This window comes from Pseudomonas sp. CCC3.1 (genome assembly GCF_034347405.1).
GTDB lineage: Bacteria > Pseudomonadota > Gammaproteobacteria > Pseudomonadales > Pseudomonadaceae > Aquipseudomonas.
In genome coordinates this window covers 2,366,632-2,384,647 of the sequence record NZ_CP133778.1, presented here as the reverse complement: position 1 = coordinate 2,384,647, position 18,016 = coordinate 2,366,632, and the positions used below count along the sequence as shown (strand labels likewise).

Sequence of the window (18,016 nt, the reverse complement as noted above, 5' to 3'; positions counted from 1 at the left end):
ACACAAGACGCGCCATTAAGGGGCAGACCTTGTGCGCAGTAACAGTCAGGTATCGCGCGTGACAACTGACGGCCTTCTGCCGTCGCGCCGCCTGCCCACTTGGCCTAAATCCCGCCTCCTGAGCCTTCTCCACGTCGCTGCTGACTACGCAGATGACTCTTTTGAAACCCGCTGGCCAAACGCCTCCTCGGATAATCAGTCATCCCTGAATAACCCCGAGGCCTTCCCCCATGACGAGCCCATCCACCGCCCAAGTAAGCCCGCAAACCTTGCGAAAAGTGATCATCGCCGCTGGCATCGGCAATTTCGTGGAATGGTTCGACTTCGCCGTTTACGGCTTCCTCGCCACCACCATTGCCCAGCAATTCTTTCCCAGCGGCGACGCCAGCGCCGCGCTGCTCAAAACCTTCGCCGTGTTCGCCGTCGCCTTCGCCTTCCGCCCTTTGGGAGGGATCTTTTTCGGCATGCTCGGCGACCGAATCGGTCGCAAGCGCACCCTGGCCATGACGATCCTGCTGATGGCCGCGGCCACAACCTTGATCGGCCTGCTCCCCACCTACGCCGCAATCGGAGTCGCAGCACCGATTCTTTTAACGCTGATCCGTTGCGCCCAGGGCTTCTCCGCCGGGGGCGAATACGCCGGAGCCTGTGCCTATCTGATGGAACACGCGCCCAGCGACAAACGCGCCTGGTACGGCAGCTTCGTTCCAGTGTCGACGTTTTCTGCCTTCGCTGCGGCCGCCGTGGTGGCCTACGCACTTGAAGCCTCGTTATCTGCCGAAGCGATGGGCAGTTGGGGCTGGCGCCTGCCGTTCCTGATTGCGGCACCTTTGGGCCTGGTGGGGCTTTACCTGCGCTGGAAGCTGGATGAGACGCCAGCCTTCCAGGCAGCGAAGCAAGAACACGCGGTCGCCCACTCCCCGCTCAAGGAAACCCTGCGCAACCATGCTGCGGCAATCTGTTGCCTGGGCGCTTTCGTGTCGCTCACGGCGCTGTCGTTTTATATGTTCACCACCTACTTCGCGACCTACCTGCAAGTGGCGGGCGGGCTGAGCCGTGCCGCGGCATTGCTGGTGTCGCTGATTGCATTGATATTTGCAGCGGCGATCTGCCCGCTGGCGGGGCTCTATTCGGATCGAGTCGGACGTCGCGCCACAGTGATGACAGCATGCGTATTGTTGATGGTCGTGGTGTACCCGTCGTTTCTGATGGCCAGTTCCGGCTCGTTCGCAGCCTCTATCATCGGGGTGATGCTATTGGCCGTTGGCGCCGTGCTGTGTGGCGTGGTCACGGCGGCGCTGCTCTCGGAAGTCTTTCCGACCCGCACGCGGTATACCGCCTCGGCGATCACTTACAACATGGCCTACACCCTCTTCGGCGGCACCGCGCCGCTGATGGCAACCTGGTTGATCAGCACCACGGGCAGCAATCTTTCACCTGCGTTCTATCTGATCGCAGTGGCGTTAATGGCGTTGGCGGGAGGGATGGCGTTGCCGGAAACGTCGAGAATATCCCTGCATGACGCAGGCACTCAGACAAGGACCAGCGCGCGAAAAGTCAATAACTACTAGCACACCCTACCTCCCGTATCTTTAAATTTCTCGGGCTTCATTGCGCGAAAGAACATCTTTCGGTAGTCCGACGGAGAGGTCCCAAGCTGTGCGCTGAACTGCTGCCTCAGGGACAAGGGCGTGCCAAAACCCGCTTCATCAGCAATGCACTCAATGGATAAATCCGTGGTTTCCAACAGTTGCTGCGCTCTGGCAACCCGTTGCGCGTTTAACCACCTTGAAACTGTAATCCCCGCAGCTTCCTTGAAGCGGCGGGTGAAGGTGCGTCTGCTCATTTTTGCCACGTCAGCAAGCGTGTCGAGTGACAACTCCAGGTGAAGGTTGGCTTGAGCCCACTCCAGCACCTCAGACAACCGAGTATCAGAAGCCAACTGTGGCACGGGCTTATCGACATACTGCGCCTGCCCACCTTGCCTGAGGGGTGGAGTGACCAGCCACTTGGCCGTGCGATTTGCTACATCGGCACCTTGGCCCTGACGAATCAGGTGCAAACAACAATCGATCGCCGCCACCGTACCGGCCGACGTCATGATGTTACCGGCACTTACATAGAGCACTTCAGGGCGGAAATGAGCCCTTGGAAAGCGCCGGGAGAACACATCACGAGCGATCCAGTGAGTCGTTGCCTCGCGTCCGTCGAGCAAGCCTGCATCCCCCAGCACAAAAGCCCCCAAACACAATCCAACGATCAGTTTTCCTTGAACGTCAGACTGTTGCAACACCTTGACCAGTTGCTCGGACGCAGGCTGTAAAGGGTCACTCCAGGCCGGAATAATGATGATGTCCGAGCGCTGCATCAATTCGAGCCCGTGACTCACCTCGATATTCACGCCATGGTCGCTGCGCACCATGCCCGGCACTTCAGCGCAGTAACTGACCTCGTAATAAGGCTCGTCGCACGACGACCCCGCACTCCCCAGCACGATGCCCGCAATAGACAGATGAAAAAGACTGACACCGTTGTAAGCAAGTACAGCCACCGAAATAGCACTCATGACAGCCTGACGCCTGGGTAATCATTAATGGCCTGATAGTAACGCTTTATGTCACTCAGGCCACTGTTGCGCATCTCCTTACCCGACAACAATGGCGTATCGCAGATGAATGATTGCTACACGTCACTTGATGTTCCATGCCAACTAGTCGGAGAACTTCTATGAAATCTGGTCTTATCGTCGTTGACTTGCAAAACGAGTACCTGCCTACCGGCAAGCTGCCACTGAGCGGGATCGAAGTCGCCGTTGCCAATGCGGCTCGGGTAATCGCTCATGCGCGTAACAGGAATATCCCGGTTTTCCATATCCGTCACGAGTCCACCGACGATGATGCCCCGATTTTTGTAAAAGGCTCGGACGGTGTCGAGATTATTCCTGCTGTAGCCCCAGCAGGCGACGAACCCGTGATTGTAAAAAACCACATCAACTCATTCCGCGACACTGATCTCAAACAACAACTGGACGCTCACGGAGTTGATGAAGTGATCGTGATAGGTGCAATGAGCCATATGTGCATCGACGCCGTGGTACGTGCAGCCGCAGATATGGGTTACCCCGTTACCGTGCTGCAAGATGCTTGCGCCACGCTCGACTTGACCTTTGCGGGTGTCACCGTGCCGGCGACACATGTGCACGCCGCAATGATGGCCGCGTTTGAATTTGGCTATGCCAACGTCAAGCGGGTGGACGACTACCTGTAAATGCCTGCAATTGATCTGCGCGCGCTCACTTTATGTGCGACTGACGGAGCGTCCATCAAACGCTAGTTTGATGGACTTCAGCTCAGGCAAGCCCCTAATGGATCTACTGGCTATACATAGCTGGTAATTCAGCTGTTCTGACCGCCATCAACATTGAGCGTTGCGCCCGTGATGTAGGCCGCATCCGGCCCGACCAGAAACGCCACAACACCCGCAATCTCCTCAGGTTGACCGTACCGCCCCAACGCCGTCATCTGACTGACCATCGCCGCCATATCGCTGGTCTCAGGGTTCAGTTCAGTGTTGATGGGGCCAGGTTGAACGGTGTTGACGGTAATGTTGCGCCCTCCCAGATCTCGAGCCCAGGCTCGGCTATAAGCAGCGACAGCGGCTTTGCTGGCCGCATAGTCGCCAATGCCAGGAAACGGAGCGCGGCTAGCGAACATGGTACCTATCGAAACAATGCGACCACCGTCCGAGAGCAATGGCACAGCAGCGCGCACGGCTGCCACGACACCGCCAATGTTGACGGCTTGCTGACGATCGAGCTCGGCGACATCTGCCTGCGGATCACCAATGACACCTGTCACAAATACGCCTGCGCTGTTCACCAGAATGTCCAATCGCCCGAAGTGTTCGTGTGCTCTCTTAACAAACGCAGCAACGGCATGTCCGTCTGCTTGATCGGCGGCCACAACCAATACCTTCACGCCCAACGCTTCTATCTCGCTCGCCACGGCCTTTGCCCGGTCAGGGGACTTGGCGTAACTGAAGGCAATATCTGCCCCCTCGGCCGCAAGACGTTTTGCAATGGCGGCACCGATACCGCGAGATGCGCCGGTGACTAACGCGACTTTACCTTTCAAAAACTGGGTCATGGGACGTCCTCTAAAAGTCTATGGATCTTCGGGGTTGCGGGTCGCAAGCCAGAGCAATCACAGTAAGTCTTGCTCCAGAAGTTATAAACGGACAAAACAAACATTCAAAATCCCCAAATAAGTGATAATCGCGCAACGCCCATTGCCCCGAGTCGCTCATGGATTATTTTCTGGCCGTAAAAGCGTTCAATCGCATCGTGGAGACGGGAAGTTTCGTCAAGGCCGCTGCGCAACTGGACCTACACCCCAACGTTGTGACGAAATTGGTTCAGGGGCTGGAGTCGCACCTGCATGTCAGGCTGCTCAACCGAACGACCCGCCGGGTGACGCTTACGAGTGAAGGCGATGTTTACTATGCGCGAATGAGCCATGTGCTCGATCAATGGCTGGAGGTCGAGTCAGAAATGGCTGTCACCCATGCCAATCCCAAAGGCCGGATTCGGGTAGATATGGGCACGACCATTGCCACACATTTGGTCATACCAGCGCTTTCAGCGTTTCATGCCCGTTACCCAAACATCCAGATAGACATTGGTGCCAGTGATCGCACCGCAGATCTTGTGAGCGAAAACATTGACTGCGTTATTCGAGGTGGCGACCTTCGAGACTCATCCCTCATTGCTCGACGTTTGGGCAGCGTAGACTTCGTCACCTGTGCAACTCCCGCCTATCTCGCAGTTCGCGAATCTCTGTGCCATCCCTCGCAGTTGGAAAACAGCCACCCCATAGTCAGGTACGTATTTCCTTCCTCAGGCAAACACAACCGCATCGAATTTGTGCGCGGTGATGAACAGATCGTGATTGACGGCAGCTACCTCGTGGCAGTCAACGACAGCAATGGGTATCTGGCAGCAGGGCTGGCAAGCCTGGGGGTTATTCATACCTTGCGCTTCATGGTCCAGCCCCATATAGATTCCGGCGCGCTGATACCCGTGCTAGAGGACTGGTCGGCGCGCGCTAATACTCTCTCTGTGGTGTACATGCCCAATCGGCATTTGAGCGTGCGAGTACGCGCATTTGTCGATTGGCTAGTCGCGTATTTTGCGGCGCATCCACATGTGCTCGCTTGAAAGTGGCTGAATGAATGGCGAGAGCAAACACCGCGCACCTCTCGCTCAATCGGCGTGCTTAGTAACCGACACCCCGTACACCGCCCGACGCTCGAATAGACTCACCGGTTACCCAGTGCGAGTCCTCGCAAGCCAGGAAAACAGCCAGCGCAGCGATATCCTCAGGTTCGCCAAAACGACCCAACGGCGTTCCCGCCACCAGCTTCTCGCCAAACTCACCCGCAAAGTTACCCTGCGTACCGGGCGTATTGGTGTGACCTGGCAAGATAGAGTTGACCCTGATGCCACGGGCACCTAACTCCCGCGCCAGTGCGAAGGTCAACGTGTCGACGGCGCCCTTGGTTGCTGAATACACGCTGGACGCTAGATAGGGGTCCGTGCTGAGGATGGAGCTGATATTGATGATGCTACCCTTTGCCCCAAAGAGCTTGGCGGCCTCTCGCACTGCCAGCAAATAGCCCAGTACGTTGAGGTTGAACTGTTTGTGAAAGGCCTCCTCAGTGAGGTCCTCAATCATCTGAAACACCGCAACACCCGCGTTGTTGACGAGAATATCTAACGTTCCATGCTCGGCTTTTATGGTATCGAACAGACGTACAACGTCGGCGCCGACGCTCATGTCAGCCTTTAGCGCATAAGCGCTGCCTCCAAGCCCCGTGATGTGTGCCACCACCGCTTCAGCCTCAATCTGGCTGGACGCGTAATTAACGATGACTGTCGCGCCCTGTGCGGCGAGTGCCTTGGCGATTCCAGCGCCAATGCCTTTGGATGCACCTGTCACTACTGCGATTTTTCCTTCAAGTTTCATGATCAATATTCTCTGGATAAGGGTTCTACAAAAGCCGCGGCGCCCGACTCATCAGCGGGAGGCAACGAACTGCTTGCCAAAGTATTCCCCCCATGCAGGTCGCAGCGTTTGCCGGTTTTTCGCACATCCTTGCCTATTCTTCTCACATGGCTTGCACTGCCCAAATAACAGGGTCATCGTCTTGCCCATGAACAGAGCAATGACAGAACTGCGCAGCATCGTGATGCGCGCACAAAACAAGTGGACTGATACCGGATTGCCTCGCGTGGCAATGGTCCGAGCGCAGGCATGCGCCGATCAGGTCTATCAGCCCATGCTGCACTTGGTGCTTCAGGGCCAGAAGACGCTGTCGATAGGTGATGAGGTCTCTCGATACAATGCGGGCAGCTATTTTTTAGTGCCGGTAGATGTACCAGCAACAGGTCAGATTCACGGAAACGCCGCTGATGAGCCCTATCTCGCAGTGAGTCTGCGCCTGGACCCAACGGTGATCTCTACGTTGTTGATGGAGGACGAAAAAAACACAAAACCCCCAACCGGATCGTGCTTTAACCCCGTGCCAGCACCGGCAGAGATGATCGACGCCTGGTTACGCATGATGCGGCTGATGGATTACCCACGAGAAGCTACTGTGTTGGGCCCGATGATCGAGCGTGAGATCCTGTTTCGCGCTTTGCAGGGACCTCTGGGCGGGATGCTGCGTGACGTTGCGCGCCCGGATGGCCGGATGGCGCAAATTCGGCGGACGACCCAGTGGATCCGCGAACACTACACAGAGCCGTTTCGCGTGGAACCACTGGCAGTGATGGCGGATATGAGCGTGGCGGCGTTCTACCGGCACTTTAAATCGGTGACGGCCATGACCCCTATTCAATACCAGAAGCGTCTGCGCCTGCTAAGAGCACGCTGGTTGCTGCTGTTCGACACGCGGGATGCCACGTCCATTGCGTACACCGTCGGCTATGAAAGCGCCTCGCAATTCAGCCGTGAATACGCCCGCCTCTTTGGTCTGCCACCCGCACGCGACGCAGCAAGATTCAAGACCCCCACTGCTTCGAGTGCCCCGTACATAGCAGACGTTTTGACGGCCACCGGCTGACGACCTTTCATAGCGAAGTCGGTATTGCCCTAAACGCCGGACAATACCGCAGGGTCACCGCTGCGCCAGACGTTATCAACTGTCACCCGTTTAATACGCCAAATCCCGCCGTCCCTGACCAACTCGACGTCGTAGCGATTTTTCATCAGGTAATGATGTGATTGATCGTTCTGCGAAACGTGTTGCGCTTCCACCAGCGCATCAAGCCGGGCGGTGTCACCGCTAACGCTGACACGAGGATTACTCACAGAATGCGTGGTATCGATGTACTTGAGCGAGTCGGACAAGGCAGAAACGATAAGATCTCGCCCCTCAAGTACCGGGTATTCAAAACCCGCTTTTGCCGCAGCAAGCCTGAAATCAGAGACAGCATCATCGGTGAATGCAGAAGCAAGAAGCTCTCTATCTTTTAAATCGATGCCTGCGGCAAAGCGATAGAGCGTCTCGGTCACAGCAAACTTGTCAGCCATTTCATTAGGGTCAGTAGAGGACATGATTAGCGCCTGAGTGGGAATGAGCTGCAATGGTATATTTTGTATACCAGATATCAATTACGCACTTTGAAGTCACCAGGTATCTCGGAGGAAACCCCCATGCAAGAAACCAATGACCGGGCCCTGGCACAGATCGGTGCCGAGACAGAACCAAGGGTCGATTGCTCAAGCCGCTTTTTGCTGGACCAGATAGCAGATAAGTGGTCTGTGCTAATCCTCGCAGCCCTTTGTCGGCAGCCTCTGCGTTTTAACGAACTCAAACGCCAACTGGACGGTATCACTCAAAAAGCGTTAACCCAGGCCCTGCGTCGGCTTGAACGCAACGGCATCCTTGGCCGTCGCGTGATTCCATCCTCACAAATAGCCGTCGAGTACAGCATCACGCCATTGGGCCGAACACTGGAAGGTCCCTTCAATGCTCTGTACACCTGGACAATCAGTCACGTGGATGAAGTCATCCAGGCGCAATCGGCTTTCGATAAGCGAGAAGGTGATGTCTCGTAGAACCTAAAAATCACTGATCATCGTCCCGGCAATAGTAGTGGCGAATTCGACGCCGAATACGCTGACAGGTGTTGCAAACCCAGCCTGTCGTTCACCGCCCAACACCCTTCGTGCCGCCTCTATCGCCGCAAGCGGAGTGAACGTATAGCCGTTGACCGTCTCTATCACTGAACGCACCAGAAGGCCGTCAGCACTGACAATTTCTGCAACGGCTCGGGCCTGGTGCGCTGCACGTTCCTGCTCAGTTGGGCCATCGGGTAACAGCGATAAATCACCTTCAGGAAAAGCATCACCGGAGATATGCACGAACATCGCAATATTCGGTATGCGCGTCGAATGCCACGCCGTAACGAGATCACCGAACGACAGAGGCGCGCATAAAACCGGGCCGTCTCCGAAATCAAACTGGCGTGGTTGCGCGCCTGGAGTCGAGACCAACTCCCCGTCTATTCGCGCCAGCACACCTGCGCCGATGATCTCGCTGACACTCATCGCCGACCCCCGCGACATAGACCCTGGCACCTGAAGCGCGATGCTCAAGGCAACAGGGTTGGCAACGCGTTGGGCGACGTGCGCCGCCAAGCTGTCGGTGGGGACGACGTCCCAACCAACACCCGGCAACAGCATCACGCCTGACGCAGCCGCGTCTAGACCCAAGCGCTCAGCTAGTCGATAGACATTAATCTCAGCGGTGATGTCCAGGTAATCGACTTTGGCTTCTATACAGGCCGCCATCAAGGCAGGCGCTGTGTGAGCAAACGGGCCCGCGAAGTTCAGCAATACACTGATGCCAGACAACGATTGGGCAGCACCGGAGCTGGCTTCGAACACGCGATAGGGCACACCCAGTTGCTCAGCGAGCTCGATCAGATGCTGGCGATTGCGACCGGCTATTTCGAAAGGCAAGCCAAGTGCGCTAGCTTGTTGCGCAGCCATACGGCCGGTATAGCCCGTAGCGCCATAGATCAGAAGTGTGCTCATTGGGCATGCTGCCAGTTTTTGTAGACGAACTCTAAACTGTACCCGTCAGGGTCCAGCACATTGGCGGCGTAGTAATTGGGGTCGTAGTGCAAACGAGCGCCCGGCGGACCGTTATCGATAGCGCCCTGGGCCATCGCGGCGGCATAGGCTGCCTCAACGTCAGCCTTGCTTTGAGCGACAAACCCCACGTGTACGGCTTGCCCCTCCACTACGCCCTCACGCAACCAGAAAAACATCCGGCCATTGGCGCCAAAACCCTTCAGATCCGGATGTCCAGGTGGACCGTCCTTGCCGTCATAGTCCAACCGCGCGGTGATGCCCAGCGGCTCAAGAGCTGCCTCGTAGAAACGGATAGAGCGTGCAATGTTGCTGACCGACAGAAAAATATGATCCAGCATAGTGATTTCCTCAGTTGTTCAGATGATGTAGCCGCCAGCAACCTCAATGTTTTGTGCATTGATCCAGGCGCCCTCTTGCGACAGCAACATGCTAATGACCCGTGCTACGTCTTCGGGCTCGCCCACTCGGCCCAACGCCGTCTGCCCAGCTAGCAGGGCTTCGAACTCATCATTGAGCCCTCCCCCCAACTCAGTACGAATCGCCCCCGGTGAAACCGCATTGGCCCTGATGCGGCGCCTTCCAAACTCCTTGGCCATGTAACGCGTGAGCACTTCCAGACCACCTTTGAAGGCGGCATAAGGCGCAACCCCGGCAGTCGCCACACGCGTAGTGGCGCTGGTGAGGTTAACGATGCTCGCGTTCTCTTCAAGCAATGGCAGCAAGGCCTGAGTCAGAAAAAATGGCCCTTTGAGGTGGACGTTGAAAAGGCCATCGAACTGCGCTTCGCTGACTGACTCCAGTGGGCTGAACAGACCGTACCCGGCGTTGTTGACCAAGCCCGAGAGCGAGCTTGTGCCCCAGGTGCCTTGAAGGACAGTGACGACAGTCTTGCGAAATGCCTCGAAGCTGGCGACGTTTGCAACGTCGAGTTTGAGCGCTACGGCTTTGCCACCTGCTTGCTCAATGCGCTGTACAACGCCTTCCGCGGCATCGGGATGAGTGTTGTAAGTGAGGATGACCCCCATGCCACGCCGAGCAGCATGCTCTGCTGCACTGGCGCCTATGCCACGACTCCCACCGGTAATGACGATCACACTCATGACTAAGCTCCACTGCTGGTTGAATGAGCCTCCACAGTAAGGAGCCCCGCCATCACGAGCACAACCGTTCCTACTCTAAACCTGCCTGTTTCTGCTTTTTACTTGCGCTGGGCGCCATAGCCGCGTCAGCATGCCCACCATGAACAGCCAACTGAATGAACTCCGGGCCCTCGCCTCAAAAGCCGAAAACCGCCGCACAGAGACAGGCATTCCGCGCGTCGCCATGGTTCAGGGCAAAATCCCTGAGCACATGCTCGCTGCGGTCTACGAACCGATGATCAACCTGATCCTGCAGGGCAGCAAAACCATGACCGTGGGCGATCGCACGTTGAGGTATGACCCGGCGACCTATTTCGTTATGTCCATTGAGCTTCCGGCAGTGGGTTCAGTGCACCCTGCCCCCACAGGCGAGCCCTACCTGGCGGTCAGCCTGACGCTTGATCCGATCGTGTTATCCACGCTGTTAGCCGATCTGCCCAAACCTGTTAGTCGTCACGATCATCAGCCGGGCTTTTCAGTGGCGGCCACCACCCCCGAGTTGATGGACGCCTGGGTGCGGATGTTGCGATTGATCGGCAAACCTGACGACATCACGGCCTTGGCCTCCGTTTACGAGCGTGAAATTCTGTTCCGCGTATTGCAAGGGCCACACGGCTGGATGCTAAGGGCAATTGCAGTGCCAGACACCGCGATGGCCAGAGTCAATCAAGCCATCCAGTGGATTCGTCGGGATTTTGCCATGCCTATCAGGGTGGAAAACCTCGCTCAGAACGCTGCGATGAGCGTCTCAGCCTTTCACCGTCACTTCAAAGCGGTCACAACATTGAGCCCCTTGCAATATCAAAAGCGTGTTCGCTTGCTCCAAGCGCGGATGCTGATGGTCGCCAATGCCAAAAGTGTCACGGCGGCGGCTTTCGAAGTGGGGTATGAAAGTGCAACGCAATTCAGTCGCGACTATGCGCGCGTTTTTGGATTACCCCCCGCCAAAGACACGGGGAGAATACTGGCGGCGATGACACGCTAACCCTTCCCTGCATCAAGAAGCCCGATAATCCCCCTGAAATAAGCCTGAGTGCCTGCTCAATGATCAGCAAACAGACTCAACACCTGAGCATCAAGCAAACGCTCCGCCTCCATATCAAACGGCAGTACCCATAACCTTAGGCCATCGCCAAAATCGAATGGGGGCAGAGCGTGTTGAAACTCCGCGCGGCGCGGATAGATCAAGACCAACTCGCCGCGCCCTTGCAGGTATTTCTGACCATAAGCAAACAACTGGTAGAAATCACTTTGGCTTAATCCGTATTTCTTTTCGCGGTCAACTGAACTTAGGCGCTTCCATTTTGTGTCTAGCACCCAACTTTGCCCGCCCTTGCGCACCAGTAAGTCCGGTTCAAGGCGAAACATTCGCCCATCTTGGTGCTCACATAAATATTCACTGGCCGCTTGAGCGGTAAGCTTTGCCTCTGGGGGCAATGAGCGGCGTAGCCAGCCTTCGACATAGCGTTCGAACAGCTTTTCCATCGGGAACAACAGGCTAATCCCCCGCCACTCACCCGCTACCGCAATTGGCATCTGCTGGTTAAGAATTAACTCGCACCACGGTTTGATCGGCTGGTAATGGGCCATCGACCGATCAGTCCGCCAGGCCCGAAAATCATCACGCACCGATGGGCTAGCGGGCACCTCGTGCAACACACCACGGAGTTCATGGCTCAATCGCCAGTTAGCGGGGTCTTGGGTGGTTTGACACACACGTTCAAGGGCCAACTTGAGCAATCGATTTTCCGCTCGATCGGCGACAAAGATGTCATGGCGCACGTGAAAGAAATGCTTGCGCGCCGGCGGCTGACGCATCTGCGCGACCACGTTAAGTTGACCCCGCAGATAGCGCTGCTCTTCTTCGACCCGCTGATAATCAAAACGCATACCGCGTTTAATTAGATGATCTAACGCTGCGAGAAATTGTCCTATCACCCATTCGGACAAGGGCGCGTCGTAAACCTCTAGCGCTGTCGGGCTCACTTCGCGAGGTTTCAAGTTGAGTGATCGCTGGATCAGCCGTCGCAGCAACGCTCGGCTTTGGACCTCACAGTCGCCACTGTCAAAGTGCTTAGGCAAAATTTCCAAACGCGTACCGCAAGGTGTTTCCAGCACCCCAACATAGCTATCAAGTTTGAGCCAGCGACGCCCTTCCACTTGAACCAAAGTCGCGCCTGCTCGACTAAACGACGCACTTTGTTGGCATAGCCAGTCAAACGCACTGGCAGACACTTGAGCTCGGTCGAGTGAAGGCTCAACAGCATCCACCGTAAGCCGCGCATACTCGCGTACCGTGATTAACGTGCTCACTCGTGACTGGCCTCAATGGCCTTCATCACCTTGCGCCCCAGCGTGCGAGTGTTGTATTCAGAGCCTTCACTCGTGGTCAAGGACACTCCTAACTGGCCCGCGACATCCCGCAACGAGGGCATTGCCGTCGCTAAACAAGCGCCATCGTGCAAGACCTCAATGGTGCCGCTGCTCAATTGTCGAATCGTCAGTGCACCAAACTGCACCTGCTGCGCAATATTCGGCTTGGCAAAAGTAACGTGATGATCAATAACGCCTAGATAGGCTTCTAAACGCTCAAATGCCTCGCTATTAATACTCCACGGTAGGTTATGTGCCGTAAGGTTAACCTCAGCACCAAATAAAGACTCTGCAACTTGGGTTGCTTGGCTCAAAAAACAGTACTGCGGGGCTTTGCGGTGATCGTTCATGACCCACTGAATGTGCAACCAATCGTCAAAGAAGTATTCCTGCAGCAATGGCAGTACTTGATGACGAACAATCGAGGCAAGCCGCTCAAGGCGGCAGTCATCGATCAACGGCATAAAGTAGGCATGGCCTAGACAATGGTCGCGATCCAACAACACCTCAATGCGTTGATTCATGACCCGCAACAGTTGACCAATATTGACCCCGTCCACATTCACATGGTCCAGCAGTTCGGGCCGTGGAGGCATTTCTTGGAAGGTGAATCGTCGACGCAGAGCGATATCCAGGCCGGCCAGCGAACGGTCTGTCGTGTTCATGGTGCCAATCAAGAACACATTAGAGGGCACGCTGAACGAGCGTTTCGAGTAGGGCAGCACAATCGACAGCGCTTCAGCAGCACCGGCCCGCTTGGAAGGTTCGATCAAGGTGATCAGTTCACCAAAAATCCTCGAGATATTCCCACGGTTAATTTCGTCGATGATCAGGACGCGGGCATTGGAAGACTCATGACCAGGGAGTGACGCCTCTCCCGGTGTCACGCGATTCACCACATGCTCGACCAAAGCCGCCAAGAGAGTGTTATGGCCGTTGACTAAAAAAGGCTCTAGCTGGGTGTCCGCGACTCGTTCAAATACCCGTTTTTCACGAATATCGGCCATCGTTATACGTTGCGCACGCACATAGTCGGCAAGCGTGTTCACCACGCTCATGCCTATGGGCAAAACGTCATCATTGGGCTTTCGCAGTTCAACGACATCCGCCGACGCGTTGATCACCTCATAGCCTGAACCGAAGCGGTCCCCTGGTTTAAAAGGTCGAGCCTGAACGCCAAGCCCTGAATTAGATACTTCCGCGTCCAATAAACCCTTCAGTTTGCCCCCATCAACTGACCCCTCACGCAGCTGATAAATAGTCGCCTGACTAAAGGTCTTGTTCATTAACAAGTCACACGGCAATGACGGTGAGTAAACCCTGAGCCAATTGACCTGACGACACTGCCCGTAGGCCTCATCGGCATCGGCCCGCTTGATGGGTTGATAATCGCTGGTGAACTCACCGATGGCGCGAAATTTGTGATTGCCATCGCTCACCACAACCAAATCGCCCGGTTTAACTTTCAGTAGAAATGTCGCGACTGCCGTGATGTTGTAGGCATCGGGGGCCAGCGTGTAACCGGCTTCAATAAAGCGCTGATGGATGGCCTGTCGGCTTTCACAACCGGTGAAGTCCACTTGATCGCCGTACCCTAGCAACGCATAGCCATTGCTTATGCACTCATCGTAGATATAGGCATCATCGCCCAATGTATTGCCTAGCGACATTTTCCAAATGCGACGACCGCTGATATCAATCGGTGCCTGCGCCTGCTGAGTCACCTTTGCGGCGGCCACATCACAGAGGCTTTTAAACACACCATCGACCACTTCGTAACGCAATTGACCGTCCGTTCCGGTTTCAGCTCGCAAACCTTCAACAAAGTCTTCGTAACTGAAACTTTGATGAAAAGTAACAAAACGGATCAGGCCATTCTGGACCAGTGCATCAAAACGTACTTTCAGCGCAATTCGATTATCAAGATGAGTCGATAGCCACTGAGGATCAAGAACTTCTAGAGCCGCTTCGATGGTTGCATAGGTTTTTCCGGTTCCAGGCGGACCGAACAGGATCTGATTCAGAGGCGGTGTTACAGCCGAGCGCTCTATTGTGTTCCCTCCCCCTTGAGCTAAAAAAGTTTGATACCCCAGCCACTGTTTCAGTCCGTTGTGCACATTACTGCTATTAGTGTCACCCATAGCGGCATGAGTGCCTTGCGGCCCATAATCCACATACAGTTGGCGTAACTCAGGAAGATCGGTGATCTGCAAAACATCCTTGCCAGAGTGCCGGGTCACCAGGTTCACACCCGTCAAATAATTATTGGCTGTGTTGACAGCTTTACCTGACTTGATCATCCAGTCCTTGAAGTTTTTACCGACTACTGCACTCACAGCCTGTACTCCAAAATAGATTTTTCGACCTTAATCGGTACTTTTCAAAATAGTGTCCAAATAGCTGACACTCACCGCCAGATCGACCCACGCAGCATCTGGAAAAGATGATCAACTATCACCCCGGCAGGGACATCCGTGGGTGCACTACGACCCGCAGAGTCTAGCGATCTAAGCTGATATTTTGATCTGCCAGGCATACATGGAGCGGTAAAGGATAGCAATTGGCACAGAACCAGCTTCTCGATCAATGATCCTCTTTTTTTGAAATCACCTGACCTGGAAAGGCTCTCGAATAATTTATGCATGAAGTAGGACAGGTGCGATAACTCTCCCTCAGCCAAGACCAACTGCTGGCTTGCGATCACTTCAACATGGCACTGGAAACGGCGTTCGGGATCAACAGTTGGCTGTGGCTGCCAACCAAAAAAGTTCTTACTAACCTCTTCAAACACATCGACTTGGATGTCATTAATGACGAAATCAAAGTAGTTAACATCGAACCTATCAATATTAGACACTGGGCTCCGATGCATCAGGAGTGACGGAGAAACAGGCTCTTCGTTTGAATTGTCGTGCAGGTGCACATTAATGGAAAAACCGATGCATTCCAGATTATTCAAGGCGTACAAAACAGCCTCGAACAACTGTTTACGATAATCCCTGTTGGACAGGCCTTGCTGGCCAAAAAAAGGGCCTTCGATTTCTTTTATGTCGTCCAGAACTTTCTGCAAAGACGCAGAGGTTGTGCAGTACCAAGTGCGCAGGCTTTCAGAGATCTTCGATACAGGCACAGCCGATTCTGCAAGGGCCGAACCTTGCTTAAGTGCATTGAGTTCAGCCTTCAATTGATCAACCTGATTTTCAGCCTCCTTGAGCGCAGTCTGAAGCTGTCTGTCACGAGCTTTTAAACTCTTGGCCAAGTCACGTGCAACGGCCAGGTTACTGAGTCTGGTTTGACCGGGAACTGCTCTATCAAAACGAGCGACAGGAACACGGATATTCTGTCCCAGCAATTGATCGCACCAACTGGCGAACGTCATGTCTTGCGCCAATTTCACTGGCACGCGGCCCTTGATGGCTTGATCCAGCGCCTCTTCCTCGAAGGTAGATAAATCGGCCATTACCCCGTATCTGTTGAAAACACTTATTTCTGCCGCCCGGACCTTCTTCTCTAAACCCAACGTCTACACTCCATGACACACGTCCTTGGCACGATAAAGTCACCGGCCTAATCCGCGAAAGCATGGCAGCAGACAAGGCGAAGTGCCAGCATGGCAGAGTTTCAGCAGTGTTGTCCGCTAGAGCGACGACGGAGTGAAGAGGCTGCTGCCTGTCGTTTTTGAGCCTTTTGTGCAACGGACCGATGACCTCGATGGCCTTACCGACCCTGCCAACAACCGGCAGGCGCTCGTCCATCGTCCCCCTGAAGGGTGCACTTCAACATCTCGTACAGGCGCAGCGCGACAGGATGGGAGGTGTCGGACAGCACGTAGACGTGATGTTCAGCAGTCCCAAAAACGTCCATCTCCTCCACGCATTCCAGCGATGCATCTGCACGCTCCGTCCCCCTCGACAATGCCCACTGCCAAGCCACTCTTCATGCACGCCAGCACCGCAGGCCAGTTCGCGCTTTCCAGCAGGATCCGGTACGGGATGCCTTGTGCCTTCAAGGCCTGCAGGGCCGCCTCCCGATACGGGCAGCCCTTCAAGGGCAGGACCAACGGCAACGGTCTGCTCGGGTCGAGGCTGAACCCGGGCGCTGCCGCCCAACGCGGGCGCGTCGAACGAAGCCATTCCCCATGCTCCAGCGCGTTTTGACTGACTACCACTGCCACGTCCAATTGCTGTCGCGAGAACAGGTCGATGAGTTCCGCGCTGGGTTGCCCCAGCAGATGACGACCTGTCGGGGTTAGTTCAACGGACTGACTGCTGCGCAAGCCATATCCACCGAAGTAAAAACACCCGAGTTAACGGGTGGAGTAACACGACATGGGACACACCGACCGCCTCCCCTCTTTCAAATGCGGCATCGGCCAATCACGTACGAAGACCTGCACTACACAGGGAGCGGAGCATGCCTGAAAGCGCGTTGTACCTGATTCTGCTGCAGGTCATCTTCGTGATGTCCTGGAGCTCAGGATTCATCGGCGCCCGCCTGGGCACCGAGGAAGCCGGAGCAATCAACCTGCTGTTCTGGCGCTTTGCCCTGGTGACCACCTGCCTGCTGCCGATGGTGTGCCGTCGACTGGGGGCACTGTCCTGGTCGCAGCTTCGCTACAACGGCATCATCGGCATCCTGTCCCAGTTCGCTTATCTGGTCAGTGTCTACATCGCCATTCGCGGCGGTCTACCCGCCGGGATCGCTGCCATCATCTGTGCACTGCAACCGCTGATTACTGCCGCAATGTCGGTACGGGGTAATCATGAGCGCAGCGGTCTGAAAGAGTGGATCGGCTTGATCCTAGGATTTGCCGGTGTCGGCATCGTCATCTCGGGCGAGTACGCCCTGTCCGACAAGCAGATCAGCCCCGGTCTGTACGCCTTGCCGCTGATTGCGGCGATCACGCTCTCCATCGCCACCCTCTATCAACGACAGCAGTCCGTTTTGGCCTCCGATCACAGCAAGGACGGTCTGTTGATGCCGCTGTTTTTACAGTCGGCGACTACGCTGGTACTGCTGGCTGCGGCCGGTCTGTCGTTGGGTTCGATAGACGTTCCGGCCACACCGCAGGTCTGGATCGCCGTCGCGTGGCTGACACTGTTCTCGACCTTCATTGCCTACCTCAGCCTATGGAGCCTGCTGAAGTGGATGTCTGCCACCCGAGTGTCCGCGCTGGTCTATCTGGAGCCGCCGGTCACCTTGTTCTGGGCCGCGTCGATGTTCGGCGATGTGATCCACTGGACAACGTATCTGGGTATCGCGGTGGTCGCAGTTGGCATCGCAATCACTCGCCATCAACGTCGACGCCACCTGACCTGCACCTGAGCAGGAGCCTGTCCCGGC

17 protein-coding genes and 1 pseudogene are annotated in these 18,016 nt (G+C 55.6%); 7 read left to right on the top strand and 11 right to left on the bottom strand.

The window, feature by feature from the left end:
• Positions 1-230: 230 nt before the first annotated feature.
• A complete protein-coding gene (locus RHM56_RS10815) occupies positions 231-1,571 on the top strand; it encodes an MFS transporter (RefSeq protein WP_322241151.1) in 1,341 nt (446 codons plus the stop codon).
• Here the strand turns inward: RHM56_RS10815 and RHM56_RS10810 are convergent.
• The gene (locus RHM56_RS10810; RefSeq protein ID WP_322241150.1) at positions 1,568-2,566 is read right to left on the bottom strand and encodes a GlxA family transcriptional regulator; all 999 of its coding nucleotides are present in this window, start codon (positions 2,564-2,566) and stop codon (positions 1,568-1,570) included. The two genes, RHM56_RS10815 and RHM56_RS10810, sit on opposite strands and share 4 nt — an antisense overlap.
• Positions 2,567-2,727: 161 nt before the next feature.
• Between RHM56_RS10810 and RHM56_RS10805 the strand changes: the two genes are divergently transcribed.
• Positions 2,728-3,267 carry a cysteine hydrolase family protein gene (locus tag RHM56_RS10805; RefSeq protein WP_322241149.1) on the top strand — a complete coding sequence of 180 codons (540 nt, stop codon included), beginning with the start codon at positions 2,728-2,730 and terminating at the stop codon, positions 3,265-3,267.
• A gap of 128 nt (positions 3,268-3,395) precedes the next feature.
• On the opposite strand, the gene RHM56_RS10800 is transcribed toward RHM56_RS10805, so the two are convergent.
• The gene (locus RHM56_RS10800; protein WP_322241148.1) at positions 3,396-4,145 is read right to left on the bottom strand and encodes an SDR family NAD(P)-dependent oxidoreductase; all 750 of its coding nucleotides are present in this window, start codon (positions 4,143-4,145) and stop codon (positions 3,396-3,398) included.
• Between the two features lie 158 nt (positions 4,146-4,303).
• Here RHM56_RS10800 and RHM56_RS10795 point away from each other — a divergent pair, with 158 nt between their 5' ends.
• Positions 4,304-5,215, top strand: a complete 912-nt coding sequence (locus RHM56_RS10795) for a LysR family transcriptional regulator (protein ID WP_322241147.1) — start codon at positions 4,304-4,306, stop codon at positions 5,213-5,215.
• Between the two features lie 58 nt (positions 5,216-5,273).
• On the opposite strand, the gene RHM56_RS10790 is transcribed toward RHM56_RS10795, so the two are convergent.
• Positions 5,274-6,023, bottom strand: a complete 750-nt coding sequence (locus RHM56_RS10790) for an SDR family oxidoreductase (RefSeq protein WP_322241146.1) — start codon at positions 6,021-6,023, stop codon at positions 5,274-5,276.
• Between the two features lie 199 nt (positions 6,024-6,222).
• On the opposite strand from RHM56_RS10790, the gene RHM56_RS10785 reads away from it, so the two are divergent.
• The gene (locus RHM56_RS10785; RefSeq protein WP_322241145.1) at positions 6,223-7,122 is read left to right on the top strand and encodes an AraC family transcriptional regulator; all 900 of its coding nucleotides are present in this window, start codon (positions 6,223-6,225) and stop codon (positions 7,120-7,122) included.
• Positions 7,123-7,151: 29 nt separating this feature from the next.
• Here RHM56_RS10785 and RHM56_RS10780 read toward each other — a convergent pair whose 3' ends face one another.
• Positions 7,152-7,616 carry a nuclear transport factor 2 family protein gene (locus tag RHM56_RS10780; protein ID WP_322241144.1) on the bottom strand — a complete coding sequence of 155 codons (465 nt, stop codon included), beginning with the start codon at positions 7,614-7,616 and terminating at the stop codon, positions 7,152-7,154.
• 99 nt (positions 7,617-7,715) lie between these two features.
• On the opposite strand from RHM56_RS10780, the gene RHM56_RS10775 reads away from it, so the two are divergent.
• Positions 7,716-8,120 carry a helix-turn-helix domain-containing protein gene (locus RHM56_RS10775; protein WP_322241143.1) on the top strand — a complete coding sequence of 135 codons (405 nt, stop codon included), beginning with the start codon at positions 7,716-7,718 and terminating at the stop codon, positions 8,118-8,120.
• A 3-nt stretch (positions 8,121-8,123) separates the two neighbouring features.
• On the opposite strand, the gene RHM56_RS10770 is transcribed toward RHM56_RS10775, so the two are convergent.
• The 3 genes from RHM56_RS10770 to RHM56_RS10760 are packed head-to-tail and all read right to left on the bottom strand — an operon-like array spanning position 8,124 to position 10,261.
• Positions 8,124-9,101, bottom strand: a complete 978-nt coding sequence (locus RHM56_RS10770) for a saccharopine dehydrogenase family protein (RefSeq protein ID WP_322241142.1) — start codon at positions 9,099-9,101, stop codon at positions 8,124-8,126.
• Positions 9,098-9,499 (bottom strand): VOC family protein, encoded by a 402-nt coding sequence (locus tag RHM56_RS10765; RefSeq protein WP_322241141.1) that lies wholly within the window; start codon positions 9,497-9,499, stop codon positions 9,098-9,100. The genes RHM56_RS10770 and RHM56_RS10765 overlap by 4 nt, the downstream gene beginning before the upstream one ends.
• 18 nt (positions 9,500-9,517) lie before the next feature.
• Positions 9,518-10,261 carry an SDR family NAD(P)-dependent oxidoreductase gene (locus RHM56_RS10760; RefSeq protein WP_322241140.1) on the bottom strand — a complete coding sequence of 248 codons (744 nt, stop codon included), beginning with the start codon at positions 10,259-10,261 and terminating at the stop codon, positions 9,518-9,520.
• Between the two features lie 139 nt (positions 10,262-10,400).
• Here RHM56_RS10760 and RHM56_RS10755 point away from each other — a divergent pair, with 139 nt between their 5' ends.
• Positions 10,401-11,285: an AraC family transcriptional regulator gene (locus tag RHM56_RS10755; RefSeq protein ID WP_322241139.1), complete on the top strand. Its 885-nt coding sequence runs from the start codon at positions 10,401-10,403 to the stop codon at positions 11,283-11,285.
• 56 nt (positions 11,286-11,341) lie between these two features.
• Here the strand turns inward: RHM56_RS10755 and RHM56_RS10750 are convergent, their stop codons facing one another.
• The 4 genes and pseudogenes from RHM56_RS10750 to RHM56_RS10735 all read right to left on the bottom strand — a co-directional run bounded on the left by RHM56_RS10750 (position 11,342) and on the right by RHM56_RS10735 (position 16,841).
• The gene (locus tag RHM56_RS10750) at positions 11,342-12,613 is read right to left on the bottom strand and encodes an McrC family protein (protein ID WP_322241138.1); all 1,272 of its coding nucleotides are present in this window, start codon (positions 12,611-12,613) and stop codon (positions 11,342-11,344) included.
• Positions 12,614-12,861: 248 nt separating this feature from the next.
• Positions 12,862-14,973: pseudogene (locus tag RHM56_RS10745) on the bottom strand (AAA family ATPase); the annotation flags it as partial.
• Positions 14,974-15,080: 107 nt separating this feature from the next.
• Positions 15,081-16,133, bottom strand: coding sequence for a hypothetical protein (locus tag RHM56_RS10740; RefSeq protein WP_322241136.1), 1,053 nt, complete (start codon positions 16,131-16,133; stop codon positions 15,081-15,083).
• A 381-nt stretch (positions 16,134-16,514) separates the two neighbouring features.
• Positions 16,515-16,841, bottom strand: coding sequence for a LysR substrate-binding domain-containing protein (locus tag RHM56_RS10735; RefSeq protein ID WP_322241748.1), 327 nt, complete (start codon positions 16,839-16,841; stop codon positions 16,515-16,517).
• Positions 16,842-17,086: 245 nt separating this feature from the next.
• On the opposite strand from RHM56_RS10735, the gene RHM56_RS10730 reads away from it, so the two are divergent.
• Positions 17,087-17,998 carry a DMT family transporter gene (locus RHM56_RS10730; protein ID WP_322241135.1) on the top strand — a complete coding sequence of 304 codons (912 nt, stop codon included), beginning with the start codon at positions 17,087-17,089 and terminating at the stop codon, positions 17,996-17,998.
• Positions 17,999-18,016 lie beyond the last annotated feature (18 nt).

Bases quoted from the DNA above. Each gene is read 5' to 3' on its own strand.
- RHM56_RS10815 (WP_322241151.1), top strand. From the start codon at position 231: ATGACGAGCCCATCCACCGCCCAAGTAAGCCCGCAAACCTTGCGAAAA.
- RHM56_RS10810 (WP_322241150.1), bottom strand. From the start codon at position 2,566: ATGAGTGCTATTTCGGTGGCTGTACTTGCTTACAACGGTGTCAGTCTT.
- RHM56_RS10805 (WP_322241149.1), top strand. From the start codon at position 2,728: ATGAAATCTGGTCTTATCGTCGTTGACTTGCAAAACGAGTACCTGCCT.
- RHM56_RS10800 (WP_322241148.1), bottom strand. From the start codon at position 4,145: ATGACCCAGTTTTTGAAAGGTAAAGTCGCGTTAGTCACCGGCGCATCT.
- RHM56_RS10795 (WP_322241147.1), top strand. From the start codon at position 4,304: ATGGATTATTTTCTGGCCGTAAAAGCGTTCAATCGCATCGTGGAGACG.
- RHM56_RS10790 (WP_322241146.1), bottom strand. From the start codon at position 6,023: ATGAAACTTGAAGGAAAAATCGCAGTAGTGACAGGTGCATCCAAAGGC.
- RHM56_RS10785 (WP_322241145.1), top strand. From the start codon at position 6,223: ATGACAGAACTGCGCAGCATCGTGATGCGCGCACAAAACAAGTGGACT.
- RHM56_RS10780 (WP_322241144.1), bottom strand. From the start codon at position 7,616: ATGTCCTCTACTGACCCTAATGAAATGGCTGACAAGTTTGCTGTGACC.
- RHM56_RS10775 (WP_322241143.1), top strand. From the start codon at position 7,716: ATGCAAGAAACCAATGACCGGGCCCTGGCACAGATCGGTGCCGAGACA.
- RHM56_RS10770 (WP_322241142.1), bottom strand. From the start codon at position 9,101: ATGAGCACACTTCTGATCTATGGCGCTACGGGCTATACCGGCCGTATG.
- RHM56_RS10765 (WP_322241141.1), bottom strand. From the start codon at position 9,499: ATGCTGGATCATATTTTTCTGTCGGTCAGCAACATTGCACGCTCTATC.
- RHM56_RS10760 (WP_322241140.1), bottom strand. From the start codon at position 10,261: ATGAGTGTGATCGTCATTACCGGTGGGAGTCGTGGCATAGGCGCCAGT.
- RHM56_RS10755 (WP_322241139.1), top strand. From the start codon at position 10,401: ATGAACAGCCAACTGAATGAACTCCGGGCCCTCGCCTCAAAAGCCGAA.
- RHM56_RS10740 (WP_322241136.1), bottom strand. From the start codon at position 16,133: ATGGCCGATTTATCTACCTTCGAGGAAGAGGCGCTGGATCAAGCCATC.
- RHM56_RS10730 (WP_322241135.1), top strand. From the start codon at position 17,087: ATGCCTGAAAGCGCGTTGTACCTGATTCTGCTGCAGGTCATCTTCGTG.